Origin of the sequence: Micromonospora sp. CA-240977 (assembly GCF_050942285.1) — a bacterium.
Classification (GTDB): domain Bacteria; phylum Actinomycetota; class Actinomycetes; order Mycobacteriales; family Micromonosporaceae; genus Micromonospora.
The window spans coordinates 140,411-166,493 of sequence record NZ_CP192055.1 but is presented as its reverse complement, the minus strand read 5'-3'; the positions used below and the strand labels follow the sequence as shown (position 1 = coordinate 166,493).

At 71.6% G+C, this 26,083-nt stretch carries 27 protein-coding genes and 1 pseudogene; 5 read left to right on the top strand and 23 right to left on the bottom strand.

What is annotated here, in order from left to right:
* Positions 1 to 109: 109 nt before the first annotated feature.
* From purD to ACQPWW_RS00820, 3 genes are all read right to left on the bottom strand, one after another.
* Positions 110 to 1,360 carry a phosphoribosylamine--glycine ligase gene (purD, locus tag ACQPWW_RS00830; protein ID WP_433128147.1) on the bottom strand — a complete coding sequence of 417 codons (1,251 nt, stop codon included), beginning with the start codon at positions 1,358 to 1,360 and terminating at the stop codon, positions 110 to 112.
* 83 nt (positions 1,361 to 1,443) lie between these two features.
* On the bottom strand, positions 1,444 to 2,379 hold the full coding sequence (locus ACQPWW_RS00825) for a hypothetical protein (RefSeq protein ID WP_433128145.1): 936 nt from the start codon (positions 2,377 to 2,379) through the stop codon (positions 1,444 to 1,446).
* A gap of 187 nt (positions 2,380 to 2,566) precedes the next feature.
* Positions 2,567 to 3,856, bottom strand: coding sequence for an adenylosuccinate synthase (locus tag ACQPWW_RS00820; RefSeq protein ID WP_433128143.1), 1,290 nt, complete (start codon positions 3,854 to 3,856; stop codon positions 2,567 to 2,569).
* A gap of 124 nt (positions 3,857 to 3,980) precedes the next feature.
* On the opposite strand from ACQPWW_RS00820, the gene ACQPWW_RS00815 reads away from it, so the two are divergent.
* Positions 3,981 to 5,018, top strand: a complete 1,038-nt coding sequence (locus ACQPWW_RS00815; protein WP_433128141.1) for a hypothetical protein — start codon at positions 3,981 to 3,983, stop codon at positions 5,016 to 5,018.
* Positions 5,019 to 5,375: 357 nt separating this feature from the next.
* Here the strand turns inward: ACQPWW_RS00815 and ACQPWW_RS00810 are convergent, their stop codons facing one another.
* Entirely contained in the window at positions 5,376 to 5,561 is a 186-nt protein-coding gene (locus ACQPWW_RS00810; protein ID WP_433128139.1) for a hypothetical protein, read from the bottom strand.
* Positions 5,562 to 5,686: 125 nt separating this feature from the next.
* On the opposite strand from ACQPWW_RS00810, the pseudogene ACQPWW_RS00805 reads away from it, so the two are divergent.
* Positions 5,687 to 7,497, top strand: a pseudogene (locus ACQPWW_RS00805) (chromosome partitioning protein).
* A 45-nt stretch (positions 7,498 to 7,542) separates the two neighbouring features.
* Here the strand turns inward: ACQPWW_RS00805 and ACQPWW_RS00800 are convergent.
* Positions 7,543 to 7,971, bottom strand: a complete 429-nt coding sequence (locus ACQPWW_RS00800; protein ID WP_433128137.1) for a DUF3151 domain-containing protein — start codon at positions 7,969 to 7,971, stop codon at positions 7,543 to 7,545.
* Positions 7,972 to 8,221: 250 nt separating this feature from the next.
* Between ACQPWW_RS00800 and ACQPWW_RS00795 the strand changes: the two genes are divergently transcribed.
* Complete coding sequence (locus ACQPWW_RS00795; RefSeq protein ID WP_433128135.1) at positions 8,222 to 9,415, top strand: LOG family protein; 1,194 nt, start codon at positions 8,222 to 8,224, stop codon at positions 9,413 to 9,415.
* Between the two features lie 52 nt (positions 9,416 to 9,467).
* Here the strand turns inward: ACQPWW_RS00795 and fbaA are convergent, their stop codons facing one another.
* The gene (gene fbaA, locus ACQPWW_RS00790; protein WP_112640940.1) at positions 9,468 to 10,493 is read right to left on the bottom strand and encodes a class II fructose-bisphosphate aldolase; all 1,026 of its coding nucleotides are present in this window, start codon (positions 10,491 to 10,493) and stop codon (positions 9,468 to 9,470) included.
* A gap of 136 nt (positions 10,494 to 10,629) precedes the next feature.
* Complete coding sequence (locus tag ACQPWW_RS00785; protein ID WP_433128132.1) at positions 10,630 to 11,013, bottom strand: phage holin family protein; 384 nt, start codon at positions 11,011 to 11,013, stop codon at positions 10,630 to 10,632.
* 124 nt (positions 11,014 to 11,137) lie between these two features.
* Between ACQPWW_RS00785 and ACQPWW_RS00780 the strand changes: the two genes are divergently transcribed.
* Positions 11,138 to 11,350, top strand: a complete 213-nt coding sequence (locus ACQPWW_RS00780; protein WP_433128130.1) for a hypothetical protein — start codon at positions 11,138 to 11,140, stop codon at positions 11,348 to 11,350.
* A gap of 4 nt (positions 11,351 to 11,354) precedes the next feature.
* Here the strand turns inward: ACQPWW_RS00780 and ACQPWW_RS00775 are convergent, their stop codons facing one another.
* Together ACQPWW_RS00775 and ACQPWW_RS00770 are read right to left on the bottom strand one after the other, a co-directional pair.
* Positions 11,355 to 12,419: an LCP family protein gene (locus tag ACQPWW_RS00775; RefSeq protein WP_433128128.1), complete on the bottom strand. Its 1,065-nt coding sequence runs from the start codon at positions 12,417 to 12,419 to the stop codon at positions 11,355 to 11,357.
* Positions 12,420 to 12,421: 2 nt separating this feature from the next.
* Positions 12,422 to 12,901 carry a SigE family RNA polymerase sigma factor gene (locus tag ACQPWW_RS00770; RefSeq protein ID WP_433128126.1) on the bottom strand — a complete coding sequence of 160 codons (480 nt, stop codon included), beginning with the start codon at positions 12,899 to 12,901 and terminating at the stop codon, positions 12,422 to 12,424.
* A gap of 140 nt (positions 12,902 to 13,041) precedes the next feature.
* Between ACQPWW_RS00770 and ACQPWW_RS00765 the strand changes: the two genes are divergently transcribed.
* On the top strand, positions 13,042 to 13,863 hold the full coding sequence (locus ACQPWW_RS00765; RefSeq protein WP_433128124.1) for a DedA family protein: 822 nt from the start codon (positions 13,042 to 13,044) through the stop codon (positions 13,861 to 13,863).
* A 172-nt stretch (positions 13,864 to 14,035) separates the two neighbouring features.
* Here ACQPWW_RS00765 and ACQPWW_RS00760 read toward each other — a convergent pair whose 3' ends face one another.
* From ACQPWW_RS00760 to ACQPWW_RS00695, 14 genes are all read right to left on the bottom strand, one after another.
* The gene (locus ACQPWW_RS00760) at positions 14,036 to 14,413 is read right to left on the bottom strand and encodes an ArsR/SmtB family transcription factor (RefSeq protein ID WP_030332125.1); all 378 of its coding nucleotides are present in this window, start codon (positions 14,411 to 14,413) and stop codon (positions 14,036 to 14,038) included.
* 57 nt (positions 14,414 to 14,470) lie between these two features.
* Positions 14,471 to 15,010: an orotate phosphoribosyltransferase gene (locus tag ACQPWW_RS00755; RefSeq protein ID WP_433128121.1), complete on the bottom strand. Its 540-nt coding sequence runs from the start codon at positions 15,008 to 15,010 to the stop codon at positions 14,471 to 14,473.
* A 169-nt stretch (positions 15,011 to 15,179) separates the two neighbouring features.
* The gene (locus ACQPWW_RS00750) at positions 15,180 to 15,989 is read right to left on the bottom strand and encodes an SDR family NAD(P)-dependent oxidoreductase (RefSeq protein WP_433128119.1); all 810 of its coding nucleotides are present in this window, start codon (positions 15,987 to 15,989) and stop codon (positions 15,180 to 15,182) included.
* Positions 15,990 to 16,000: 11 nt separating this feature from the next.
* Positions 16,001 to 16,666 carry a hypothetical protein gene (locus ACQPWW_RS00745; protein WP_433128117.1) on the bottom strand — a complete coding sequence of 222 codons (666 nt, stop codon included), beginning with the start codon at positions 16,664 to 16,666 and terminating at the stop codon, positions 16,001 to 16,003.
* Between the two features lie 72 nt (positions 16,667 to 16,738).
* Positions 16,739 to 17,536, bottom strand: coding sequence for a hypothetical protein (locus tag ACQPWW_RS00740; RefSeq protein ID WP_433128115.1), 798 nt, complete (start codon positions 17,534 to 17,536; stop codon positions 16,739 to 16,741).
* A 92-nt stretch (positions 17,537 to 17,628) separates the two neighbouring features.
* A complete protein-coding gene (locus tag ACQPWW_RS00735) occupies positions 17,629 to 18,234 on the bottom strand; it encodes a DUF4178 domain-containing protein (RefSeq protein ID WP_433128113.1) in 606 nt (201 codons plus the stop codon).
* Positions 18,235 to 18,407: 173 nt separating this feature from the next.
* Entirely contained in the window at positions 18,408 to 18,788 is a 381-nt protein-coding gene (locus ACQPWW_RS00730; protein ID WP_433128111.1) for a hypothetical protein, read from the bottom strand.
* 109 nt (positions 18,789 to 18,897) lie between these two features.
* The gene (locus ACQPWW_RS00725; RefSeq protein ID WP_433128109.1) at positions 18,898 to 20,484 is read right to left on the bottom strand and encodes a polyamine aminopropyltransferase; all 1,587 of its coding nucleotides are present in this window, start codon (positions 20,482 to 20,484) and stop codon (positions 18,898 to 18,900) included.
* Positions 20,484 to 20,906, bottom strand: coding sequence for a DUF350 domain-containing protein (locus ACQPWW_RS00720; RefSeq protein ID WP_433128107.1), 423 nt, complete (start codon positions 20,904 to 20,906; stop codon positions 20,484 to 20,486). The genes ACQPWW_RS00725 and ACQPWW_RS00720 overlap by 1 nt, the downstream gene beginning before the upstream one ends.
* A 33-nt stretch (positions 20,907 to 20,939) precedes the next feature.
* Positions 20,940 to 21,365, bottom strand: a complete 426-nt coding sequence (locus ACQPWW_RS00715) for a DUF4247 domain-containing protein (RefSeq protein ID WP_433128105.1) — start codon at positions 21,363 to 21,365, stop codon at positions 20,940 to 20,942.
* Entirely contained in the window at positions 21,362 to 21,880 is a 519-nt protein-coding gene (locus ACQPWW_RS00710) for a DUF2617 family protein (protein ID WP_433128103.1), read from the bottom strand. Before ACQPWW_RS00710 ends, ACQPWW_RS00715 begins: the two co-directional genes overlap by 4 nt.
* Before the next feature lies 1 nt (position 21,881).
* A complete protein-coding gene (locus ACQPWW_RS00705; protein ID WP_433128101.1) occupies positions 21,882 to 22,508 on the bottom strand; it encodes a DUF4178 domain-containing protein in 627 nt (208 codons plus the stop codon).
* A gap of 146 nt (positions 22,509 to 22,654) precedes the next feature.
* A complete protein-coding gene (gene clpB, locus ACQPWW_RS00700; RefSeq protein ID WP_433128099.1) occupies positions 22,655 to 25,246 on the bottom strand; it encodes an ATP-dependent chaperone ClpB in 2,592 nt (863 codons plus the stop codon).
* An 85-nt stretch (positions 25,247 to 25,331) separates the two neighbouring features.
* Positions 25,332 to 26,021, bottom strand: a complete 690-nt coding sequence (locus tag ACQPWW_RS00695) for a TetR/AcrR family transcriptional regulator (RefSeq protein WP_433128097.1) — start codon at positions 26,019 to 26,021, stop codon at positions 25,332 to 25,334.
* Between the last annotated feature and the right edge of the window lie 62 nt (positions 26,022 to 26,083).

The window sequence follows — 26,083 nt, the reverse complement described above, 5'->3', positions numbered from 1 at the left end:
CCGCGCACAACCTGCGCCACCCGCTGGCGAAACGACCCCCTGGTCACCACCACCCGCTGGTCACCACCACCCGCGACGCGGCAGCCGGACCGGCGGCGGTCGGCCGGACTCAGCGGGGAATCGTGATCCGGCCGTCGATCGCGGCGGCGGCGATGTCGGTGCGGTGCTGCGAGCCCGCCAACTCCACCCCGTCCACGAGCAGGTACGCGGCATCCCGCGCGGCGGCCAGGTCGGGGCCGGTGGCCGTACCGCAGAGGACCCGGCCGCCGGCGGAGAGCAACGCGCCGTCGCTGGCCCGGCGGGCGGTGCCCGCGTGGATGATGCCCGGTCGGTCCGCGCCGGTGATGACGTCGCCGGTGCGCGGCGCGGCCGGGTAGCCCGGAGCGGCGAGCACCACGGTGACCGCGCTGCCGTCCCGCCAGCGCAGCGGCGGGTGCTCGGCCAGCGTGCCGGTGGCCGCCGCGTGCAGCAGGCCACCCAGCGGGGTCTCCAGGAGCGCGAGCACCACCTGCGTCTCCGGGTCACCGAAGCGCGCGTTGAACTCGATCACCCGAGGGCCGGCGGCGGTGATCGCGAGCCCGACGTAGAGCAGGCCGGCGAACGGGGTGCCCCGGCGGCGCATCTCGGCCAGGGTGGGGTGGACCACGTCGCGCATGACGTCGTCGACCAGGCCGGACGTGGTCCAGGCCAGCGGCGCGTAGGCGCCCATGCCGCCGGTGTTCGGCCCGGTGTCGCCGTCGCCGAGCCGCTTGAAGTCCTGCGCCGGCAGCAGCGGCAGCGCCGCCTCTCCGTCGGTGACCACGAAGAGGCTGACCTCCGGGCCGTCGAGGAACTCCTCGATCACGACCCGTCCACACTCGGCGGCGTGCGCCAGCGCTGCGGACCGGTCGTCGGTCACCACCACACCCTTGCCGGCGGCGAGACCGTCGTCCTTCACCACGTACGGGGCGCCGAACTCGTCAAGCGCCCGAGCGGTGCTCTCCTCGTCCGTGCAGACGTACGCCCGGGCGGTCGGCACACCGGCGGCGGTCATCACGTCCTTGGCGAACGCCTTGGAACCCTCCAGCTGAGCGGCCGCACCGGAGGGACCGAACACCGCGATCCCCTTGGCGCGCAGCGCGTCGGCGACCCCGGCGACCAGCGGCGCCTCCGGGCCGATCACCACCAGGTCGGCGGAGGTCTCCACGGCCAGCGCCGCGACCGCGGCCGGATCCGTCGGAGTCACGGTCCGCAGCTCGGCGACCGAGCCGATCCCCGGGTTGCCAGGCGCGGCAATCAACGCCGAAACAGCCGGATCGCCAGCCAACCCGAGGGCGAGCGCATGCTCCCGCCCGCCACCACCCACCAAGAGAACCCGCACGACCCAGATCCTACTGCCCCCCACCCCCACACTGTTGATCATGAGGTTGGCGGGCCTTCTGGTGATCCACTAGACCGTCAACCTCATGATCGACGGGCGTGAGCTGTTGTGATCGCCTGGCGGACCGTGTGGGGGATGTAGTCGGGACGGAGGGTGTCCTGCCAGGTGAAGCGGAGGATGGTCCAGCCGGCATTGACCAGGCGATTCTGGCGGCGGCGGTCGGCGAAGACGGCGTCAGGTGTGCCGTGTGCGTCTCGGCCGTCCGCTTCGGCGATCACCCGTGGGCCCCGCCAGCCCAGGTCACCGATGCCGAGCAGATATCCGTCGTCGTCGCGCACCTCCAATTGGAGAATGTCTGGCGGAACCCGCCCGTCGACGCATCGCAGCCGAGCGCGGGTCTCCAATGGTGACTGCGCCCGACCATCGGCCTCGGCAAGGTAGAGACGTGCCGCGACCGCGCCTCGCCGACCTCGGATCAGCGCTGGGATGGTTGCCAGGCATTCGGTAGTGAGTAGCCCCCGGTTGAGCGCGGAGTCGAGCACCGAGACCGCCGCGTAGCGACGTTCCCGCACGATGATCTCGGCAACGGTCAGCCGTGGCTCCGTTGTCGCAACCCCGTTCACCTGCGTCACCGCACCGGGAGCGCGTTCGAGTTGATGCAGCACGATCGCGGGATCCGACACCCGCGCCTGCTTTGCCGCCCGGCCCGGCAGCCCCACATGGATCTCGTCCCGACGCGGAAGTCCGGCAATGCCGTGCAACTCAGCCGCAGTGCTGAACACCGCGTGGGCATGCGGGCCCAGCGAGAGCAACGCGGCACGAATACGATACCGGCGAGCAGGTGGTGCACCGCGCCGGCCATGCGTCAGATAGACCGCTCGAGCGAGCGGCCACCAACGGCCCACGGCCACCAGATGATCTATGTCGTGCCGGTTGAATCCGGCCTTCTGTGCCTGCGCTCGAGTGATCAAGCCATCCTGGGCGGCCGCAATCGAGCGAACAAGGTCTGCGCGATCCACAACACCACGCTGACCGCCCCTTCACCCAACCACCACCCCTGTGGATAACCCTGTGGAAAACCCCCACCCACCCATCAGCTGCCCGTGATCATGAGGTTGACGGGTCCTCTGTAGATCGAACAAGCCGTCAACCTCATGATCACCGGGGCGACCGGGGCGACCAGGGTGGGGAGGGGGTGGGGTCGGGTTAGGGGAGGAGGGGGTGGAGGACCACGTTTTCTTCTCGGCCGGGGCCTACGCCTACGACGCTCACCTTGGTGTTGCAGAGTTCCTCTACCCGGGCGATGTAGCGGCGGGCGTTCTCCGGTAGGTCTTCGGCGGTCCGCGCCTTGGTGATGTCCTCCCACCAGCCGTCGAGTTCCTCGTAGACGGGCGTGGCGTGGTGGAAGTCCGTCTGGCTCATCGGCATGTCGTCGACCCGGACGCCGTTGATCTCGTAGCCGACGCAGAGCGGCACCTTGGGCAGGCCGGTGAGTACGTCCAGCTTGGTGATGACCAGGTCGGTCACGCCGTTGAGGCGGCAGGCGTACCGGGCGACGACCGCGTCGAACCAGCCACACCGACGCTCCCGCCCGGTGGTGGTGCCGTACTCCGCACCGATCTTGCGCAGGTGGTCGCCGTTGGCGTCGAACAGCTCGGTCGGGAACGGTCCCGCGCCGACCCGGGTGGTGTACGCCTTGCTCACCGCGATCACCTTGTTGATCGCGGTCGGCGGGATGCCGGCACCCACGCAGGCACCACCGGCGGTCGGGTTGGACGAGGTCACGAAGGGGTACGTGCCGTGGTCCATGTCGAGCATGGTGGCCTGCGCGCCCTCCAGCAGCACCGTGTCGCCCCGGTCCAGGGCGTCCCAGAGCATCGCCCGGGTCTCCGCGATGTACGGCTTGAGCCGCTCGGCGTACGCCAGGTACTCCTCGACGGTCGCCTCAAGGTCGATCGCCTTGCGGTTGTAGACCTTGAACAGGATCTGGTTCTTCTCGCGCAGCGCGAGTTCCAGCTTCTTCCGCAGGATGCCCGGGTCGAGCAGATCCTGGAGCCGGATGCCGATCCGGGCGACCTTGTCGCCGTACGCCGGGCCGATGCCCCGGCCGGTCGTGCCGATCCGCGACGAGCCGAGATAACGCTCGATCACCCGGTCCAGTGCCCGGTGGTGCGGCATGATCAGGTGCGCGTCACCGGAGATCCGTAGCCGGGACACGTCGACGCCGCGCTCGGCCAGGCCGTCGATCTCGGCGAGCAGCACCTTCGGATCGACCACCACACCGTTGCCGATGATGATCATCGCGTTCGGCGAGAGCGCGCCGGACGGCATCAGGTGCAGCGCGTACTTCTGGCCGTCTGGGGTGATCACCGTGTGGCCGGCGTTGTTGCCACCGGAGTAGCGCACGACGTAGTCGACCCGCTCACCCAGCAGGTCGGTAACCTTGCCCTTGCCCTCGTCGCCCCACTGAGCGCCGATGAGCACGATCGCTGGCATCTTTTCCGCCTCCAGAAGGCTCGGGTGCCAGGTGGCGACCGGTTGGCGAGCCCGGGGTGTCAGGTTAACAAGTAGTGACGGCGTGGCCGGCAGGGGTCGCGTCGATAGGCAGGAGGCTCCTTCCGTGTACGACGTGGTGCTGCTCACCCTCGCTTCGGAGCGGGACGCTCCCGGGGGCTGTGGCAGCGGTGGGGCCTGCTGCGGCGGCGCGACCGACCCGACGACCCAGACCGACGGCGGCCAGGCTTCCCCGGCCCAGAGCGGCGGCGACACCGAGCGGTGCGCCACCGAGCGGCCCCGGGTGCCGGTGCTTGCCTGCTCCGACGCGCTGATCGCCAGGGGTGCCCGGGTGGAAATGATCACCGCCCACTCCGACGCGGAGATCGACGCGGTGCTGGCCCGGCTCGACGGTCCCGCCCGCCCGGACGGCCTCACCTGGCCCGACCCGGACGGCAAGACCCGGCTGGTCGTCGCCACGGCGAGCGACGGGCAGTTGCGCGCCGTGCTGCGCCGACTGGTCCGGCGGTACGCGCCGGCGCCGAGCAGGCGACCGACGGATCTGCCCGGCAACCGCACCCTGCCCGACCTGCCGCCGGTGGCCGTACTCCCGCTCGATCCGGCCCGCGGCGGCCCCCAGCAGGACCTGGCCGCGCAGCTCGGGCTGCCGCGGGACCCGGCGGCGGTGGCCGCCGCGGTGGTGGACGGCACGGCACGCCGACTCGACCTGCTGCGCAACGACGGTGGATCGGTGACCCTGGACGGCGCGCTGCTCGGCGCCGCCGACGAGGCCGGCCAGCCGCTGCACTGGCGCGCCCGGGTGGAGGTTGACGACACCGTCCTCACCAACGGTGACGAACCGCTACTGGCCTGCGTGGTCGGCAACGCCGGCGGATACGCGAGGCTCGACGACGTGGTGCTGCTCAGCGCGCCGGACCCGGCGGACGGCCAGATCGAGGTCGCGGTGGCCGTGCCGGTGGTGGTCCGCTCGGCGCTGGGCCGCAAACGGGTACGCCTGGAGGTGCGGCGGACCCGTGGGCGGGCCGTTTCGGTGCTGCCCCGGGAGGGGAAGGTCCCCTACCTCGACGATGGTGTCGAGGGTGAGCTGACCCGAAAGCGTTCCTGGTGGATCGAGCCGGGCGCCTGGGCGGTCTGGTCGATCTGATCCTGGCTGCGCCGAGCGGAGGCCCGGCTGCGCCGACGGCCCCGTCCGGGCGGATGGGCCTATCCTCGCAGGAGGACTGGGAGGGGCCGTAATGGACGAGAACGCCGACCGGGCGCAGGTGCACGGCCAGCAGCCGGTGCCAGAGCGGGACATCGAACCACTCTGGCCGCCGGATCCGGCCGACCGCGGCACGGGTAACGCGGTGCCGCCGTGGGCGGCGGTCGCCCACCAGCGGGGTGCGCCGTCGTCTGCCGCGCCGGGGCCGGTGATGCCGCCGGTTGCCGCGCCGCCGATCAATCGGCCGCCGGTTCCCGGGCAACCCGGGGCCCCGGCCCAACCGCCGCCTTCGCCGTCCGACTACCCGTCGCTCTCCGGTGCCGTTCCGGCGCCCGGCGGCTGGGGCGTCGGCAACTCGTCCGCCGCCGCGTCCGGCTGGGCGCCACCAGCACAGCCGAGTTGGCCACCGGCTGACCCGGCGGCACCAACTGCCGGGTCGGCACCGGGGACGCCGCCGACCTCGGGCACGCCAGGGGCACCGGGCACGCCGCTTACCCCCGGCACGCCAGGGGCACCGGGCACGCCAGCGGCAACCGGCAACCCGGCAACCCGCGCTCCCGGGAGCAACGGCGGCTCGGCCGGCAGTGGCGCCCCCGTCGCGCCCGCACGGGCTGCGGCACCGCACGCCGCCTCCGCGTCGCCGGCCCGCCAGCCGGAGACGACGAGCCCCGGAGCCGGGACGACCAGCACCGCCGAGGCGACCAGCAGCGCGGCCAGCACCGCCGCCGGGACGACCGGCGCCGCAGTCGGAACGACCAGCAGCGCGGCCGGGACGACCGGCGCCGGCGCGGCCAGGGCGGCGCAGGCGCCGGCTGGCGACCGGGGTCCGGTCGCCGGCGCGGCCTCGCCGATCCCCCCGGGTGGTGTCGACCTGGACCTGCCGTTCACCCTGGATCAGCCCACCACGGCCTCGACGCCCACCGCAGCGCGCACGCCCTCCGAGCGCCCGAACGGCGCAACCCCGACCTCGGCGGCCTCAGCACCGGCCGGACCCGCGGCAGCCGGACCGACGCCGCAGGTCGACGGGACCGGAGGGGACGGATCTGCCGCCGGGGTGGGACGTCCCACCGAGTCGCCGTGGGCCTATCCGCCGCAACGCCCCGCCGGAGCGTCCGCGCCGGCCCACGACGAGGCCGCCGCCACGACGCCGCCTCCCGCGCCGCAGCCGCCGCACTCCGGTCCGGCGTACCCGGGACAGTCGTTCACCCCGGCGATCCCCGGTCAGGCCGGTCCCGGGCACATCCCGCCGCCACCAGACCTGACGCAGTTCAGCAACCTGCCGCCGCAGGCTCCCCCGCAGGCCGGGCCGGCGACCCCACCGCCCGGGCCGTTTCCGCCGTCTCCGGGTTGGTACCCACCGCCGTGGCAGCAGGGCGCGCCCGGCGTCCAGCCCGGGCAGCCCTATCAGGAGGCTGAGGGGGTGACCCGGGTGCCCGCCGCCGGGTACCCGGATGCGGCCGCGTACCCGGACGCGAGCTGGACGCCGGAGGAGACCGCGGTACCGACCGCCGAGGACTTCACCCGACGCCGGCAGGTCCGGCCCGCCGACCCGGTGGCGACAATGGGTGTCCGCGCGGTGGTCAACAGGATGGGGCTGCTCCGGCTGTCCCCGGGGCGGCACGAGCAGGAGCTCAAGCGGGACATCGAGATGGTGCGCCGCAACTTCGGCGGGCTGCGGCAGGTGACCGTTGTCAACCCGAAGGGCGGCGCCGGCAAGACGGTGGCCATCCTGCTGCTCGCCATGACGTTCGGCCAGAAGCGCGGTGGTTACGTCCTCGCCTGGGACAACAACGAGACCCAGGGCACCCTGGGGATGCGTGCCCAACAGGACTTCCACTCCCGCACCGTGCGGGACATGCTGCGGGATCTCGGGCAGTTCCAGGGCGCCCACGGGCGGGTCGGCGACCTGTCGCAGTACGTCCGCTCGCAGGGCGAGGGGATGTTCGACGTGCTGGCCTCGGACGAGTCGGCCACCGGCGGCGAGATGCTGACCGCAGCCGCGTTCGCCGAGATCCGTGAGGTGGTCAGCCGGTTCTACAAGCTGATCTTCGTGGACACCGGCAACAACGTCCGGGCGCAGAACTGGCAGGCCTCGATGGACGCCACCGACCAGTTGGTGGTCACCATGTCGGCCCGTAACGACTCCGCGGAGACCGCCGCCCGGATGCTCGACCACCTGGAGCAGAGCGGCCGGCAGCGGCTGGTCCGCCAGGCCGTGACGGTGGTGTCGATGCCGCCGTCGCGCAAGGAGATCGACCTGCCGGCCATCCAGGAGCACTTCGCGGCCCGCACCCGGGCGGTGCTGCTGGCCCCGTACGAGCGGCTCATCGACACGGGTGAGCCGATCCGGTACGGCGGACTCTCCGCGGCCACCCGGGACGCCTGGCTGAAGATCGCCGCCGCGGTCGCCGAAGGGCTGTGACCCGCCGACGGCCGGCCCGCTGTCGGGCCGGCCGTCGGATCGGGATCAGTTGCTCGCCAGCGCGTCCGCCGCTTCCGGGTCACAGTCACGCAGGAACTGGGCGCAGCGGGCCGCCTCGTCGGCCTCGCCGATCTCGTCCGCTGCCCGGGACAGCACGTAGAGGCAGCGGAGGAAGCCCCGGTTGGGCTCGTGTGACCACGGCACCGGGCCGTGCCCCTTCCACCCGCTGCGGCGCAGCTGGTCGAGGCCCCGGTGGTAGCCGGTGCGGGCGTAGGCGTACGCCGTCACCACCTGGTCGTGCGCGAACGACCGGGCGGCGAGCTCCGCCCAGGCCGCGCTGAAGGTGGGGAAGCGGGCCGCCACGCTGGCGAACGCCTCATCGGTGCCGGCCTCGTCGGCGGCGGCCAGGGCGGCGTCGGCCTCGTCGTTCGCGGGCAGGCGGGTGGCCGGTGGCTCTGGCAAAAGGTTCTGCATCGCCCCATTCAACCCGCTGGAGAGGGCGACACGCGAGCGGGTCGGCCGACGCGTTCGGCTGAACGGCTGAGGAGTTGGTCACGCCTGCGGCCTATGCCGCTGCCAAGTGTTTTCCACTACAACTAATGGTCCGGAGCCTCCCCAGGAACCGGTTACGCAGGAGCCCGGTGGCCACGGTCACCGGGCTCCTGTCGGTCGCACCCCCGGGCCCGAGGTTTGGCCGCCCCCGGCGGACGGGCAGGATGGCCGGGTGCCGACCCCACCTCCCGCGGACGTCATCGAGCCGCAGCTGCACGCCGACGAGATCCAGACCCGCGACGAGTTCGACAGGCAGTTGGCCACCGGCCGACTGACCGGGCTGACCGTGCAGGGCCTGCGCCTCGATCTGACGCCGGTGCCCGACCTGACGGACATCGAGGTCGCCGGCACGCTCTTCGTGGGATGCCGGTTCGCCTCCCGGGACGTCGGGGCCGACCTGGTCCGGCGCGGCGCGAACGTGGTGCCACCGTTCTCGGGGCTGCCGTACCCGACCCAGCCGTCGCACCTCTACACCCCGCAGGAGTTGGCGGCCGGGTTCGCCGAGGGCGGGTTCACCGGGATGTACGACACCCGGGTGTACGACCACTACCGGGCGCACGGCGGCGCGCTGCCCGACGTCAAGGAGGCGCTGGGTCAGCGACTGCACGACCACGGCGTCGACAATGCGCTGACCGACGCCACCCGGGCCTGGCTGGCCCGACACGGGCCGCAGTCGGTGGTGGGCATCATGGGTGGGCACGCGGTGCGGCGGGGCAGTGCGCCGTACCGGATGGCTGCCGTGCTGGGTTGGGAGCTGGCGCGGGCCGACCGGCTGGTGGTGACCGGCGGCGGTCCGGGGGTGATGGAGGCGGCGAACCTCGGCGCCTACCTGGCGGACCGGCCGGCGGCCGAGTTGACCGAGGCGATCGACCTGTTGGCCGGCGCGCCCGACTTCACCGACCACCACCGGTACACGGCCACGGCGTTGACGGTGCGGCAGCGCTACGCGGGCGTGCCCCGGCAACGTGGTGACGACCTCGCCTGGGCGCGGGCCGGTGGCCTGGCCATCCCGACCTGGCTGTACGGGCACGAGCCGGCCAACCTGTTCGCCGGGCGGATCGCCAAGTACTTCTCCAACGCCATCCGGGAGGACACCATCCTGCGACTCGCCCGGGGCGGCATCGTCTTCGCGCCGGGGCGGGCGGGCACTGTGCAGGAGGTGTTCCAGGCGGCCACCAAGACCTACTACGGCACCGACGGCGCCAGCGGCGCGTACATCTTCCTGGACCGCGGCTACTGGACCACCGAGCTGCCGGTGGAGGCGTTGCTGCGTCCGCTGCTCGCCGCGTCGCCGTTCGGTGACCTGTCGTCGACGATCCACCTCACCGACGACGTACGCGAGGCGGTCCGCCTGCTCACGGCCTGAACGACGACGGCCGGCTCCCCGCGAGGGGAAGCCGGCCGTTGACGGTGCGTCGTTACTTGGTCATCGTGGTGCCGGTGGAGCGCAGGTGCTCGCACGCCTCGACGACCCGGGCGGCCAGGCCGGCCTCGGCGGCCTTGCCCCAGGCGCGCGGGTCGTACTGCTTCTTGTTGCCGACCTCGCCGTCGATCTTCAGCACGCCGTCGTAGTTGCGGAGCATGTGGTCCGCGACGGGCCGGGTGAAGGCGTACTGGGTGTCGGTGTCGATGTTCATCTTCACCACGCCGTAGTCGAGAGCCTCGCGGATCTCGCTCAGCAGGGAGCCCGAGCCGCCGTGGAAGACCAGGCTGAGCGGCTTGTCCTTGCCGTACTTGGCGCCGACGGCGTCCTGGATCTGCTTGAGGATCTCCGGACGCAGCTTGACGTTGCCCGGCTTGTAGACGCCGTGCACGTTGCCGAAGGTCAGCGCCGCCATGTAGCGGCCCTTCTCGCCGAGGCCGAGCGCCTCGACCATGGCCAGGCCGTCATCGGTGGTGGTGTAGAGCTTGTCGTTGATGGCGTTCTCGACGCCGTCCTCCTCGCCACCGACGACGCCGACCTCGATCTCAAGGACGATCTTGGCCTTGGCGGCCTCGTCGAGGAGCTGGGCGGCGATCTGGAGGTTCTCGGCGACCGGCACGGCCGAGCCGTCCCACATGTGCGACTGGTACAGCGGCTCCTCGCCGCGCTTCACCCGCTCCTGCGAGATGCCCATCAGCGGACGGACAAACTTGTCCAGCTTGTCCTTCGGGCAGTGGTCGGTGTGCAGGGCGATGTTGACCGAGTACTTCTTGGCGACCTCGTGCGCGTACGCGGCGAACGCCACGGCGCCGGTGACCATGTCCTTGATCGACGGGCCGGACAGGTATTCGGCGCCACCGGTGGAGACCTGGATGATGCCGTCGCTCTCCGCGTCGGCAAAGCCCTTGAGCGCCGCGTTCAGCGTCTGCGAGGAGGTCACGTTGATCGCGGGGTACGCGTACCGGCCAGCCTTGGCGCGGTCCAGCATCTCCGCGTAGGCCTCGGGGGAAGCGATGGGCATGTGATGCGCTCCTTACTTACCACTCTCGGCCGTACTGGCCGCTGTTGTTCATTTGTGCGCCGGACCGCGCTGTCCTCCGCCCGGCAGTATCCCGCAGGTGAGGTGTGCCGGAACAACCGACCCGGGTGCTAGCCGTTCACCGGCGGTCCAGGTGGTCCGGCACGATGACGCTGATCAACCAGGTGACCACCGTCATCACGATGGCTCCCCAGAACGCCGCCCAGAAACCGTCCACCTGGAACGGCAGGTCGAGCCCGCGGGCGATCCGGTCGGTGAGCAGGAACAGCAACGCGTTGACCACCAGCGCGAACAGGCCCAGGGTCAGCAGGTAGAACACGCAGCCGACCACGCGGATGATCGGTTTGAGCACCGCGTTGATCACACCGAAGATCAGCGCCACCACGATCAGGGTGAGCGCGGTGTTGCCACCCGAGCGGCCGTGCACGTCGACCCCGGGCACGATCAGCGTGGTTATCCACAGAGCGACAGCGGTGATCGCCAGTCGGATGAGAAAGCCCACCGCACCATCCTGGCACCGGGTCGCGTCGTCGAGGGCTGATTCCGCCTACTCGGCTTCCGGGCGCGGTGTCGGCTCAGCCCGTACGGTGGGTGGGAACCGTGCCCCGAGACCCCCGGGAGGGATGATGGGTCAGCCCGATGAGGACTTCGCCCCCGGCGACCACCTCGCCCCGGACGAGCGCAACCCCGAGGCGGAGCCGGCGGACGCCGTCGAGCAGGCCGCCGTGGCCGGCCCCGTCGACGGTGACGACGCGCCGCAGCGCGGCTTCGAGGTCGACGACTGGGACGCGATCGAGCAGGCCCGGGTGGTCACCGGGGACGAGGACGACTACCGCTGAGCGTTCACCGAGCGCCGTCCACAAGCGTCGGATAACGGGCCACCCAGTCGCCGAGCCGATCCTCGCGCAGCGCGGTCAGGAGCTCCGGGGCGAGCTTCGGGTCCGCCTCCAGGTAGTAGCTGGGCCCGGTCGGCTCGCTCACCGGCAGGCTGAGCCCGACCGGATCCAACGAGCGCAGGCTCGGAACGAGCCGCAGGAGGTCCAGCATGGTGGCCTCACCCGGTGACACGGCGAGGTCCGGCCGGACGGCGCTCAGCAGCTTGCCCAGTCGTACCGGATTGGTCAGCACGCCCTGCTCGGAGGCCGAACGCACAAGCCCGGCGGCGTAGATCCGGGCGTTGCGGTCCCGGTCCTGGCTGCCCTCGGACAGCCCACGCCGCTGGCGGAGCAGGTCGACCGCCGCGGCGCCGTCGAGACGCTGGCACGCGGCCGGGAAGACCCGCCGGGTGTGGACCGACCGCACCTGCTCGGGCAGGCAGACCGGCACTCCGCCCACCTCGTTGGTCAGCGACCGCAGCGCGGAGTACGTCAACACCACACCGGTCTCGATGCGGACGCCGGTCAGCTCCGCCACCGTCTGCCGGGTCAGCTCATAACCTTTGGCCAGGTCCGTTGGCTCGTGCCCCGCGCCCAACAGGAACGACGCGTTCAGCTTGTCGGTGTCCCGACCGGGGATCGGCACCCTCAGGTCGCGGGGCAGTGAGATCAGGTACGGGCGGCTCCGGTCGGCCGGAAGGTGCAGCAGCAGCACCGAGTCGGCAAGCGGCGGGGCGGACTTGCGACTGTCGATGCCGAGCAGCAGCACGGTCACCGCACCCGTCGCCACCGGCCGACTCGACGCGCCGAGCAGGTCGGCGACCGGCGGCGACCCGGCGCGTTCCGGGGTGAACAGCGGCACCCCGAGGCCCAGTACGCCGAACATGGCCAGGGCCGTGCCGCCGGCCTGCCAGCGACGCCGACGCTGCCGGCGGCGTGCCGCCAGCCGGTCGATCGCGGCCCGCAGCGGGCCGGTCGGTGGGGTCAGCGGCTCGTGCCGGTCGAAGGCGGCACGCAGGTCGTCCTCAATCATGTTCACGCCTCCACGTACTCGGCCCGGAGCGTGGCCAGTGCCCGGGAGATGGACGAACGCACGGTCCCGACGGCACAGCCGAGGATGTCGGCGATCTCCGCGTCGGGCAGGTCCTCGTAGTAGCGCAGCACCAGGGTGGCCCGTTGCCGGCGCGGCAGCCGGGACAGCCAGGACCAGATCTGGTCCCGCTCCACGGCGGTCTGGGTGTGGTCGGTGGGCACCGGCACCGTCGGGTCGGCCTCCCCGCGCAGCAGCACCCGACGTACCCAGGAGCCACGCCGCCAGTCGATGTACTGGTTGGTGAGCATCCGGCGCACGTAGTGCTCGGGCGAGTCCGCCCGCGCGACCCGACGCCAGTTCAGTTGGACCCGGACCATGGTGTCCTGGACCAGGTCCTGGGCCTGGTGCGGATCACCGGTGAGCATCACCGCGTACCGCAGTAGCGGGGCCAGCCGCGTGTCCGCGAACTCCTCGTACGTCACTGCACCTCCCGGGGGTCCTACCGCAGATGACGGAAGCGGGCGGGCGGAACATTGCAGCAGAGCTGACCGAACTCCGGTACGCGGGCGGGTGGTGCGAGACCGGTCCGGCGCGGCCGGGACCTTGGGCTTCGGTACCCTTTGTGGCCGTGGACACAGCTGAGAAGACCCGCGCCCTCGTGGAGAGCGTCGCCCTGAACCCGCTCGATCCCAAGGATCTGTTGCAGACCTTCGGGCTGATCGGCGTGTGGGTGATCCTCTTCGCCGAAACCGGCCTGCTGGTGGGCTTCTTCTTCCCGGGCGACTCGCTGCTGTTCCTCGCCGGGGTGGCCGCGTCGCCGGTGGCGGACGCGATCTTCGGCGACGGCACCCGCCTCTCCCTTGCCGGTCTGCTGATCGGTGGGCCGATCTGCGCGGTCCTCGGCGCCCAGCTGGGGCACTGGCTCGGCGCGCGGTACGGCCGGCCGATGTTCGAGCGACCGAACTCCCGGCTCTTCAAGAAGGAGTACGTGGAGAAGGCCGAGTACTACTTCGAGAAGTTCGGCCCGGCGAAGGCCGTGGTGCTGGCGCGCTTCATTCCGATCGTCCGGACGTTCCTCAACCCGGTCGCGGGCGCGCTGGGCATGCCGGCCCGGAAGTTCCTGGTCTGGAACATCGTCGGCGCGGTGCTCTGGGTGGACGGCATCCTGCTGATCGGCTACCTGCTCGCCGAGCAGATCTACGACGCCATCGGCGACAAGATCGACCGCTACATCCTGCCGGTGGTGGCCCTGATCATCCTGATCTCGGTGTTGCCGATCTTCTTCGAGTTCCTCCGCGACCGGCGTGCCCGCAAGCGCGGCGAGGCGGTCGCTGTGGTCGCGGCGGCCAGCGCCGCCGGCGCTGTGGACGCGGCCCGCGAGGCGTTCGACCACGACCGGCACCAGCACGGCCGGCACCGCCCGGAGCACGGCCAGGACCGCTGAGCCCACTGACGACGACGACGGCCGGCCCCCTGGTGCGGGGGTCGGCCGTCGGCATGTCGGACCCGGCCTCCGGCGGTGCGGCCGGGGACGAGCAGGTGTTACCCACCGATGGCGCCACCCCTGGCTCGCCACCGGACGCCGTCCCGGCGCGGGACGGCGTGCAGTGCCTACGTCAGCGGGCCTTCTTGGTGGCCCGCTTACGCGGCGGGGTCAGCAGGTCGGCGATCGTCGCGATCGCACTCGGGACCAGGCTGTAGTACGCCCAGACACCGCGCTTCTCCCGCTGCAGCAAGCCCGCCTCGGTGAGGATACGCAGGTGATGACTGACCGTCGGCTGAGAGAGGCCGAGCGGCGCCGTCAGGTCACAGACGCACGCCTCGCCCTCTGGGGCCGACTGGATCAGGCTGAGCAGCCGCAGCCGAGCAGGATCCGCAAGGGCCTTGAGGACCCCGGCGAGACGCTCGGCATCGGCACGTTCGATCGGCTCGCCGTTAAGCGGCGAGATCTGAGGCATAGTCATTTCGGCCAACGCAGTTCCCACGTATTCCATCCTTCCACCAGCAGCATCGATCCGCCTGCATATCAGCAGATCCGAATCGGCAAACTTTTACGCCAAGAGGCCGAGGTCAGCCAACGTATAGGCCGCCCGGTAAGGCAATCCGGCGGCTCGCACCGCGTCGCCGGCGCCTCGATCAACAATAACCGCCACGCCCACGACTTCCGCTCCGGCCTCGCGAAGCGCCTCGACAGCGGTCAACACACTTCCGCCCGTCGTGGACGTGTCCTCCACCGCCAACACCCGGCGGCCGGCCACCTCCGGTCCCTCGATCCGCCGTTGCAGACCGTGTGCCTTGCCCGCCTTGCGCACCACAAAGGCGTCCAGGGCACGGCCGGTCGGAGCGGCGGCGTGCAGCATCGAGAGCGCGACGGGATCCGCGCCCAGGGTGAGGCCGCCGACCGCGGCGTAATCCCAGTCGGCGGTGAGGTCGAGCAACACCCGGCCGACCAGAGGAGCGGCCTGGTGATGGAGCGTGACGCGCCGCAGGTCCACGTACCAGTCCGCCTCACGCCCCGAGGAGAGCACGACCCGCCCGTGGACCACGGCCAGGTCGGTAATGAATTTACGCAGGTCGTCGTGGTCCCCCATGGCGATAGAGGTTACTGCGCAAGTCTGAACGGCGTGTGTGGGGTCCACCCTGATCAGCCCGGCGAGGGACCGATGGTTGGCGATGTTCGACTACGCTCAGCGACTGTGCTGACAGCGGCGCGCCAACGTCTCCGCACCGACCACCGAGCGCCGGCGGGCCTGTCGGGGCTCAGCGCTCGTCGCGGCCGATCCGGCCGCGGGTGTCCCGGGCGACCGCCTGGAGGAGTCGACGCGGCGCATGCCGCATGCCGGCGACGACCACCTTGTACTTCCATGCCGGGACACTGACCATCTTGCCTTTGCCCAGGTCACGCAGGGCTTCGTCAACCACATCCTCGGCCCGCAGCCACAGCCACTCGGGCGTCTTCGACATGTTGATGCCGGCCCGCTCGTGGAACTCGGTGCGCGTGTAGCCGGGGCAGAGGGCCATCACCCGGACCCCGAACGGCCGGGCCGACAGGCCAACGGACTCGCTGAAGTTGGTGACCCACGCCTTGCTGGCCGAGTACGTCGAACCGGGCATCGCCGTGCCGAACCCCGCAACCGAAGAGACATTTATCACTGCCCCATTTCGGCGTTCGGTCATCGGTCGCAACGCCGCCAGGGTCAGCCGCATGACCGCGTGCACGTTGAGCCGCAACAGGCGCGCCTCGTCCTCCGCGGTGGACCGCAGGAACGGTTTGTTCAAGCTGATCCCGGCGTTGTTGACCAACAGGTGCACGGGGCCGCCGTCCGCGAGCCGTCGCTCCACGATGGCGCACCCGTCGTCGGTGGACAGATCCGCCGGGATCGTCTCCATGTCGCGGCCGTGGACAGAACCCAACTCGCCGGCCAGCTCGGCCAACCGGGCCGCGTCGCGGGCGACGAGCACCAGGTGCCAACCGTCGGCGGCCAGCCGCCGGGCGAACGCCGCGCCGATGCCGGCGGTGGCCCCGGTGATCAGGGCTCGACGCTCGGCAGTCGTGGGGTCGAGCGACACGGGGCGGGTCCTCACCTGGGCGGGTACGGGGGCGCGGGCGGCGCCGACGGCGGTTGGTGCGGGGCGGACGTGAACGCGGGCGGCGCGGATGGTGGCGTCGGCGCGGTCGAGCGGCGGTGACCGAACCAGGCGTTCGCCGCCGGCAGGGCCAGCAGCGCGGCTACTACAAGGTAACCGAGCCCCTGCCCGACGGAAAGCCCGGCGTTGAGCGGGATCCACCACGACGGGTACGCGTCGCCGATCAGGCCCAGCAACTCGGCGAGACCCTGGTCGTCGGCGCCCAGTTGCAGGGGCGCGGCCCGTTCACCGATGAGCACCGCCACGCTGCAACACCCGCCGAGCACGCCGAGCCCACAGACCACCCAGGTGGCCACCCGGACGCCGTTGCGAGCCACCAGCAGCCCGAGGGCCAGGCCGGCGAGCACCGGCGCGGAGAGCGCCGCCACCACCGCCGACAGCACTGCGGACGCGCGGAGCAGTGTCACCACGTCGTCGATCTGCTCCGGGCTGGCCGAGGTGTCCCGGGCGGCGGAGCGGAACGCGTCGACCGTCCCACCCAGCACCAGCAGGTCGACAACGGTGTACGCGAGCGCGGCCACCGCCATCACCCACAGCACGGATGCGGCTGATAGGACGACGGCGGGCCGGCGGGCCGATGCCGATTCGGGGTACGACACGACGAATCCCTCCGGTAGGCGTCGGGTTGCAACCTACTCGGAGGGATCGTCGGCGTCGTGCTTACCGGGCCGTCAACTCGTCGACGGCGGGGTGGACCCGGGCCGGTCCGCGGGCGGCGTGTCGTCCGGCCGGTCCGCCGCCGGCGGCGGGTAGCTCGGCTCCGCACTCGACGACTGCGGGTAGCCCGGCTCACCCGACGACTGCGGGTAGCCCGGCTGGCCCGGGGCTTGCGGGTAGCCCGGCTGACCCGGGGCCTGCGGGGCGCCCGGGTAGCTGGCCCCCGGGGCCGGCGGCTCCCAGGCCGGGGCGGCCTTGCGGAAGAACGGGTTGGCCTTCGGCAGCGCCAGCAGGATCAGCGCCGTGACGAGCGCGATCAGGCTGACCACACCGAGCACCAGGCTGACCGGGGTGGCCCAGGAGGGCAGTGCCTCCTCCAGCCGGCGCTGGATCTCCTCGGCGCTCGGCCCATCGCCGCCGGTCTCTCCACCGGTGAAGCCGCCGGCCGCGTTGCTGAGCAGACCGCCGCCCACGCAGCAGACCATGATGCCGCCGATGATCCAGGTGGTGATCCGGGCGCCGTTGCGGCCCTGGTTGTTGAACAGGGCCAGCACGCCCAGCACGATCGCGAGCAGCAACAGCAGGATGCTGCTGCCGACGCCGATGGCGAGGAAGACGTCGCCCACCTGTTCGGCGCCGTCGACGTTGCTGCCCGCGTACGCCTCACGGATCGCGTCGCGCGTCGCACCGATGGTGCTGAGCGTGACGATCAGGGTGAGCACCTGGCAGGCCAGGAACAGGAAGAGCAGATAGCTGGAGATCGATACAATGGATGGCCGCTGACGGGCCGGCAAGCTCTGGGAATCGACCATGATTCTCCTTCCCTCAAATCGCGCCCACACCGTATCGGCAACCGGCCACTTCGGCATGCCGCAACAAGCCGGCACGCGCACCCGGCTTCGGCTCAGCGCCCTGCGGGATTGGGAAGGATCGTCAGGTCGGCGGGGTCGAGCAGGTCACCGCGGGCGACTCGCCAACCCTCTTCGCCGTACGCCTCGAAGGAGAGCCGGGCCGCGCCACCGGACTGGTAGTCGTGATAGCGCATCGTCCCTGCCGACGGAAGCCCGGTCTCCTCGGTGGCGGTGTAGCGGGCCTGCCCCGTCTCCGCCCAGGTGTAGCGCAGCCGACCGAGGTCGATGGTCGGGGCGCCCGGGGTCACGCTCGCCCCCGGCTCAGCCGTCCAGAGCACCAGCTCCAGTTCGGGGCCGTCCTCCACGGAGAGCCGGTAGCGGGTGCCGGACTCGTCGTCGAGCAGGTGCTGCACCCAGCTCCAGTCCCCCTCGACCAGGCGGATCGTGCCGCTCACCGCGTACTCCCGGTTGCGGATCCGCACCCGGTCGCCCAGGCCCAGTCGGAGCGGGTCGCCGCGCGGCGACTCCGCCGCCCGGGCGTGCGACGAGCGCCCGCCGGGGCGGGTTGCCGCCGGCCGCCGGGCGCGCACGACGATCACGAGGACGACCGCCACGAGTACGACAAGCGCCACCACCAGGTACGTCACTGACCTGCCCACCCGACCATCTCCCCAGGGACCTCGGCGCAGACGGTAACAACCTTCGGCTTCGGTGAGACCCGTACCGTGACCGACGGCTCAGCTACCGACGGCAGCCGTGGCGTCGCCTGTTGTGCACGATCGCACTGTGGACGGCCGGATGGGCGGTGGTTCTGTCAGTGTCCGCAGATGGATCAAGATGGGGCGAGCCGCCGGCTGGCGTAGTCGCCGAGGGTTTCGCGGTCCATCACGCAGCCCACGAAGGTGGTGAACTCGCTCGGGTCGTCCCGCAACGAGGCCCAGGCCGCTCGGGCCGCCGCCGGGTCGATCCGCTCCAGCAGCGTGGCCGCGTACGCCCGGCCGGCGGGTGTGCCGTGGGCCAGCACCCGGTCGAGCTGCCGGCGTACCTCCTCGGGGTGCTCGTCGTGCGCGGCCTGGACGCGGTGGTACGCCTCCGTCACCGGCAGCACCGTGCCGGCGAAGCCAGTGCCGCCGAAGGCGAGCGTGTCAGCCGCCGCCAACTCGTCGACGGCCGCGTCCAGTTCCCGCTCCCAGGCCTTGCGCATCCCGAACATGCCACCATCCTTTCCCCAACCGCTCCCACTCCACCCTCTTGATCAAGAAGTTCGCGTCATGAGTAGCGCTTTCCCCGACGCGCTCCTCCCGATCAACCCGGCACGGGGGTCAGTAGCCGCGCCACTCCGCGCGGGCGTAGTCGAGGACCCAGGGGTGCAGCAGGGTGGAGGCGGGCACCTTCAGCCGGGCCCGGTCGGCGGGAAAGGCCGCCGCCGACCGCAGCACCTCCGGGTCGAGGAAACGCAGCCGGGGGGCGTCGGCCGGCAGTCCCAGCACCGGCGGGACAGATCCCGGCATCCCGAGCAGGAACCCCCAGTCGCCGAAGGACGGCACGTCGACGTGGTACGGCACGGTGGCGAAGCCGGCCTCCCGCAGCGATGCCTCGATCGACCAGTACGACCGGGGCGCGAAGTACGGCGAGCCGGACTGCACCACCAGCCGCCCCTGCTCGGCGAGCACCGACCGGATCAGCGTGTAGAACTCGACGGTGTAGAGCTTGGCGGTGGCCGTCTCGTCCGGGTCGGGCAGGTCGGCGACCACCACGTCGAAGCGCTCCGCGGCGGTACGCAGCCAGCCGAAGGCGTCGGTATTCAGCACCCGCACCCGGGGATCGTCGAGTGAGCCGCCGTTGAGCGCGCGCAGCTGCGGCTCGGTGCGAGCCAGCGCCACCACCGCCGGGTCGAGGTCGACAACTGTCACCCGGCGGACGTCCGGGTACCGCAGGATCTCCCGGACCGCGAGACCGTCGCCGGCACCGAGAACCAGCACGTCACCGCGCGGGCCGCGCATCGCCGGATGCACCAACGACTCGTGGTAGCGGTACTCGTCGACGGAGCTGAACTGGAGATCACCGTTGAGGAACAGGCGCAGGTCGGTGCCGGTGTGGCCGACCTCGCGTACCGACCGGGTCAGCACGATCTCCTGGTAGCGGGAGCGTTCGGCGTGCACCACCGGGTCCCGGTAGAGCTGCTGCCGGGCGGTCAGCTCGAAGTCGGCGGCGGTCACCCACGCGTACCCCAGGCAGAGCGCGACAACGACGGAGCCGGCACCGAGGACGAGCCGGGCCCGGCGGCTCAGCTCCGCCCGGAACACCGTGCAGACCAGGGCGAGACCAGCCACCGCGTTCACCGCGCCGACCACCAGGGCGCCCTTGAGCTGGCCGAAGACCGGGATCAGGAAGAACGGGAAGGCGAGCCCGCCGAGCAGCGCGCCAACGTAGTCGGCGGCGAACAGGTCGGCCACCGCGCTGCCGGCGGCCTGCTCGCGGATGCGTTGCAGCATCACCATCAGCAGCGGGATCTCCGCGCCGATCAGCAGGCCCAGCACGAAGGCGGTGCCGACCAGCGCCGGCCCGTACAGGTCGAGCCAGGCGAAGGCGGCGTAGAGGCCGAGGACGGACAGGCCACCGAGGAGAGCCAGGGTCAGTTCGATCACCGCGAACGCGGCGGCGGCCCGCGGCTGCAACGGCTTGGCGACAAGCGCGCCGACCCCCATCGCGAAGACCATCACGCCGAGCACTATCGACGCCTGCCCGACGGTGTCGCCGATGAGGTAGCTGCCGAGGGCGACCAGGGCCAACTCGTAGACCAGCCCGCAGGCGGCGCAGACGAAGACCGCGACGAGCACCGCCGCACGGGCCAGCCGCCAGCGCGGCCGGGCGTCGGTGCCGTCGGCTGGTGGAGGTCCCCCGGGCATCAGATGATCGCGGCGGCGATGATCGCGCCGGTCGCCACGTGCACCACTGCGGAGATCCACACGGCGGGGTGCGGCTCCGGGTCGACGAGCAGCTCGCCGAGCCGGCCCGGGGTCACCGCGTCGAGCAGCAGGAACGCGCCGGCCATGATGACCAGGCCGACGACCCCGTACGCCACCGCCCCCACCAGGCCGAGGGCGACGTCGTCGTCGCTGGCGACGATCGCCGCGACCACGATGGCGCCGACGCCGAGCAGGTTGGAGGCGAGCAGCAGCGCCGCGTTGCGGTTGCGCTCGGTCCAGATCAGTTCGCGGAGCTTGCCGGGGGTGGCGAGGTCGACAAGCCCGTAGCCGACGCCCATGAGGACAACGCCGACCACGCCGAAGGCGAGGGTGACCAGCAGATCGGTGACGAGGTTCTGCACAGGGGGCTCCAGGTTGAGGGGTCGGTCGTCGGACTACTTGCCGGCGCCGGGGCCGCCGCCCCGAACGGTGCTGCCGCGCCCCCAGCCCCAGTACGACCCGACTGTCGAGTGGTAGCGGGGGTAGGCGGTGTTCATGGATTCGAGCAGGACCACCGAGCCGGTGGCGATCGGCAGGATCACCACCGAGTCGTCGTCGTAGCGCAGGTAGACGCCACTGCCGTCGACGTACCTGTCGTCCGGCTTCCACGCGTCGGTCAGCTCCTTGGCGACCCGGGTCGGCGACTTCGACGAGGTGTACGCGATCGCGTCCCTGCCGATGTCCCGGCTGGCCGTCCGGTTGTACCTGTCCTGCACGTAGCCCCGGGGGGAGAAGGTGCCGTTGACTATCGCGAAGCTGGCGACCAGCGCACCGATCACGGCGACAGCCACGCCCGCCACTACCCAGCGTCGGTACGTCATCGCAGTGCCACCACCGTCTCGGTCAGGACAAGCTCGTTGGTCTGGGGATACGCGTGCCAGGTGCGCCAGCCGACCGACCCGTCCGGGAGGTCGGTGCGCACGGCCATCGCGGTGACCGCGTCCGGATCCCCGGGGAAGACCCCGACCAGGGCGTACGGGTCGTCGGTCAGATCGGCGCGGAGCGTGGCGATCCGGGCGCGCAACTCGCCGTCGGCGGGGTGCAGCACGGTGGCGGTGAACAGGTAGCCGCCCGCCTCGTCGTGCAGGGCGCCGGGCAGGTGCGGTGGCCGGCCGGGTAGGCAGGCGACTGTCTCGGTGAGCCCGGCCCCGGCGGCAGGGGTGGGGGCGGTCAGCACGACCTGGTGGGACGCACCGAGCAGGCGCAGCCGTAGCCGGACGTCGCCGGGCAACGTGACGTCGCGGACGTGCAGCGCGGGGCGCTCCGGGCCACCGAGGGTCAGGCTCAGGTCGGCGGCGCAGGTGTCGACGTACGGGGTGTCCAGGCTGACCAACACGTCAGCTGGCCTCCGGCCCGGCCTGCGGGTACACCATCACGTCGGAGCGGTGCAGCTGCTCGCCCCGGGCAACCTCCCAGCCGGCCTGCCCGTACGCCTCGAAGGAGAGGCGTTCGCCGCTCGGCGCCCGGTAGTCGTGGTAGCGGACCGTGCCGGTGGCGTCGAGGCCGGTGCTGCCGGTGGCCGTGTAGCCGGCCTGACCGGATTCCTCGGAGGAGTAGCGGCGGCCGTCGAAGTCGACGGTGGACGCGCCCGGGGTGACCGTCGCGGCCGGCTCGGCCGTCCAGAGCACCAGTTCCAGGTCGGAGTCCTCCTCCACGGAGAGCCAGCGCTTGTCGCCGTCGACGGTGTCCAGCAGGTGCTCGGCCCAGCTCCAGCCGCCCTCGGTCAGGTGCACCGAGCCACGGACCGCGTACGACACCTGACGGATCTCGACGATGTCGCCCGGCTTGAGTCTGCGGGGGTCGCCGCGCAGCGCGTCGGCGTCGGTGTCGCGGAACGGGTCTGCGGGGGCCGCCCGCTCGGCGGTCTTGCGGCCCTTTCGCAGTGCCACCACCGCCACCACGATCCCGGCGACCCCGGCCAGACATCCCAGCGTCGTCACCAGGTACGCCACGGAACCGTTCACCCCGACCACCTCCCCAGATGCGTGGCCGAGACGGTAACAACCCCGCGCACCTGGTGAAACCCATGCACTGTCAGGTGCTGACCCGACTACGAAGCGTGCCGGGCCGACCCCGCTGGTGAAGCGGGGTCGGCCCGGGGCACGGCGGGTCAGGCGGCGGTGACGGTCAGCCCTTCCTTGGCGTCGGCCAGATCCACACTGACCGTCTCGCCGTCGCGGATGGTCCCGGACAGCAGTGCCTTCGCCAACTGGTCGCCGATCGCGGTCTGGACCAGGCGGCGTAGCGGGCGGGCGCCGTAGATCGGGTCGTAGCCGTGCTCGGCCAGCCACTGACGGGCGGACTCGGTGATCTCCAGTGCCAATCGGCGGTCCGAAAGACGGTTTCGCATTCGGTCGAGCTGGATGTCGACGATGGTTCGCAGATCGTCCCCGCGCAGCGAGGCGAAGACCACGATGTCGTCAAGCCGGTTGAGGAACTCCGGCTTGAAGTGCGACCGGACCACGGCCAGCACACCCTCCCGGCGCTGCTCGTCGGCGAGCGTCAGATCGCTGATCACCGACGACCCGAGGTTGGACGTGAGGATCAGGATCGCGTTCCGGAAGTCCACGGTGCGGCCCTGGCCGTCGGTGAGCCGGCCGTCGTCGAGCACCTGGAGCAGCACGTCGAAGACGTCCGGGTGGGCCTTCTCCACCTCGTCGAGCAGGATCACCGAGTACGGCCGCCGGCGCACCGCCTCGGTGAGCTGGCCGCCCTCGGTGTAGCCCACGTAACCGGGCGGGGCGCCCACCAGGCGGGCGACCGAGTGCTTCTCGCCGTACTCGCTCATGTCGATGCGGACCATCGCCCGCTCGTCGTCGAAGAGGAACTCGGCGAGGGCCTTCGCCAGCTCCGTCTTGCCGACGCCGGTGGGGCCGAGGAAGAGGAAGCTGCCGGTCGGGCGATCCGGGTCGGCGATACCGGCCCGGGCCCGGCGTACCGCGTCGGAGACCGCGCCGACCGGCTCGGCCTGGCCGACCACGCGGCCGCCCAGCGACTCCTCCATCCGCAGCAGCTTGGCCGTCTCACCTTCCAGCAGCCGGCCGGCGGGGATGCCGGTCCAGGAGGCGACCACCGCGGCGATGTCGTCCGCGCCGACCTCCTCCTTGAGCATCGCGCCGTCGGCCTGGAGCTGGGCCAGCTCCTCCTCGGCCTGCTCCAGCTCGACCTTGAGGGCGGGGATCCGGCCGTAGCGCAGCTCGGCTGCGCGTTCCAGCTCGCCGTCGCGCTCGGCCCGCTCGGCCTCGCCGCCGAGGCGTTCCAGCTCCTCCTTGGCGGTGGAGAGCTTGGTGATGTGGCTCTTCTCCGTCTGCCAGCGCTCGGAGAGCACGGTGAGCTGCTCGCGCTTGTCGGCCAACTCCTTGCGCAGCCGTTCCAACCGCTCGGCGGAGGCGGCGTCCGGCTCCTTGGCCAGCGCCATCTCCTCGATCTCCAGCCGGCGGACCGCCCGTTCGATCTCGTCCACCTCGACCGGCCGGGAGTCGATCTCCATCCGGAGTCGGGACGCGGACTCGTCGACCAGGTCGATCGCCTTGTCCGGCAGGAACCGGTCGGTGATGTAGCGGTCCGACAGGGTGGCGGCGGCGACCAGCGCGGCGTCGGTGATCCGTACGCCGTGGTGCACCTCGTAGCGCTCCTTGAGCCCCCGCAGGATGCCGATGGTGTCCTCGATCGTCGGCTCGCCGACAAGCACCGGCTGGAAACGACGCTCCAGCGCCGGGTCCTTCTCGATGTGCTCGCGGTACTCGTCGAGCGTGGTGGCGCCCACCATCCGCAGCTCACCGCGGGCCAGCATCGGCTTGAGCATGTTGCCGGCGTCCATCGAGCCCTCGCCCTTGCCGGCGCCGACGACGGTGTGCAACTCGTCGAGGAAGGTGATGACCTGGCCGTTGGAGTTCTTGATCTCCTCCAGGACGGACTTCAGCCGCTCCTCGAACTGGCCGCGGTACTGCGCGCCGGCGACCATGGCGCCGAGGTCCAGCGAGATGAGCTTCTTGTCGCGCAGCGACTCGGGCACGTCACCGGTGACGATCCGCTGGGCGAGGCCCTCGACGATCGCGGTCTTGCCCACGCCCGGCTCACCGATCAGCACCGGGTTGTTCTTCGTCCGCCGGGAGAGCACCTGGATGACCCGGCGGATCTCGGCGTCCCGGCCGATCACCGGGTCGATCTTGCCGTCCCGGGCGCTGGCGGTCAGGTCGACGCCGTACTTGGTCAGGGCCTGGTAGGTCTGCTCCGGGTCGGCCGTGGTGACCCGACGGTCGCCACCTCGGACGGTCGGGAAGGCCGCGACCAGGGCTTCCTCGGTGGCACCGGCCGTCTTCAGCGCGCCGGACACCGCGCCACCCACCCGGGCCAGGCCGGCGAGCAGGTGTTCGGTGGAGGTGTACTCGTCGCCCAGCGGCCGGGCGATCTGCTCGGCGGCGCCGATGGCGTTGACGAACTCCCGAGCCAACGTCGGCTCGGCGATGCTCGAACCGCGGGCGGCCGGCAGGGCGTCGACCGCGCGCTGCGCGGCCCGGCGCAGCTCGGCGGGGTCGGACCCGACGGCGCGCAACAGACCGGTGGCGGTCGAGCCATCGGTGTCCAGGAGTGACAGCAGCAGGTGCCAGGGCTCCACTGTGGCGTGGCCACGCTGGTTGGCCAGCGCGACGGCCCCCGTGATGGTCTCGCGGCTCTTGGTGGTGAGTCTTTCGGTGTTCATGGGCTCCCCCGGATCGGCGTTGTCCACTGAGAAGGACACAACCAGAGTTGAGCGTATTCCGCTCAACCTTAGCGCGTGACGCCCATCACTCCCGGGGACGCCACCGCCAGTCGAACTCCCCGGCCGCCGGGGGCGGGCCGGGCAGCGGGTCGGCGTCCGCCACCGTCGAGAGGCCCGCCAGCAGCACCGCGAGTTGGCGGCGGCGCAACTGCCCGGTCCGCTCCGCATCGGGTACGCGCACCGCCGCGCACGACTCCAGCAGCAACCCCAGATCCGGTACGACCGCGTCGGGGCGCAGCCGCCCGCTGGCGCGGGCCCGCTCGAACAGGGCGGTGGCCAGCTCGTTGGCGCGCATCGCGTCCCGGCCCATCTCCTCGGTCGGAGTGAAGGTGCCGGCCAGATGAACGGTGAGCGAGTGCACGTCGGCGTCGACCACGCGAGCCAGAAACCCCGTGAAGGCGGTCCAGTCGTCCGGCTCGGCGAGGGCCGACTCGGCCTCGGCGACGTACCGGCGCAACCCGTCGTGGCAGAGCTGACGCAACAGGTCCTCCTTGCCCGCGTACCGCCGATAGAGCGCGCTGATGCCGACGCCCGCGCGTTCGGCGACGGCGGCGATCGGCGCCTTTGGGTCGTCGAGGAAGACCGCGCGCGCGGCTTCGAGGATGACCTCGTCGTTGCGGGCGGCCTGGGCGCGACGGCCGGCCAGCGTCTTGCCGGCCGCCGCCTTGCCGGGGCTCGTCTTTCCGGGTGCCGTCTTTTCGGGGGTCGTTGGCATGACCTCAGCGTACCAGTGGAACGGATCGTTCCGGTCTGCTACTGTGATTGCAGAACGAAACA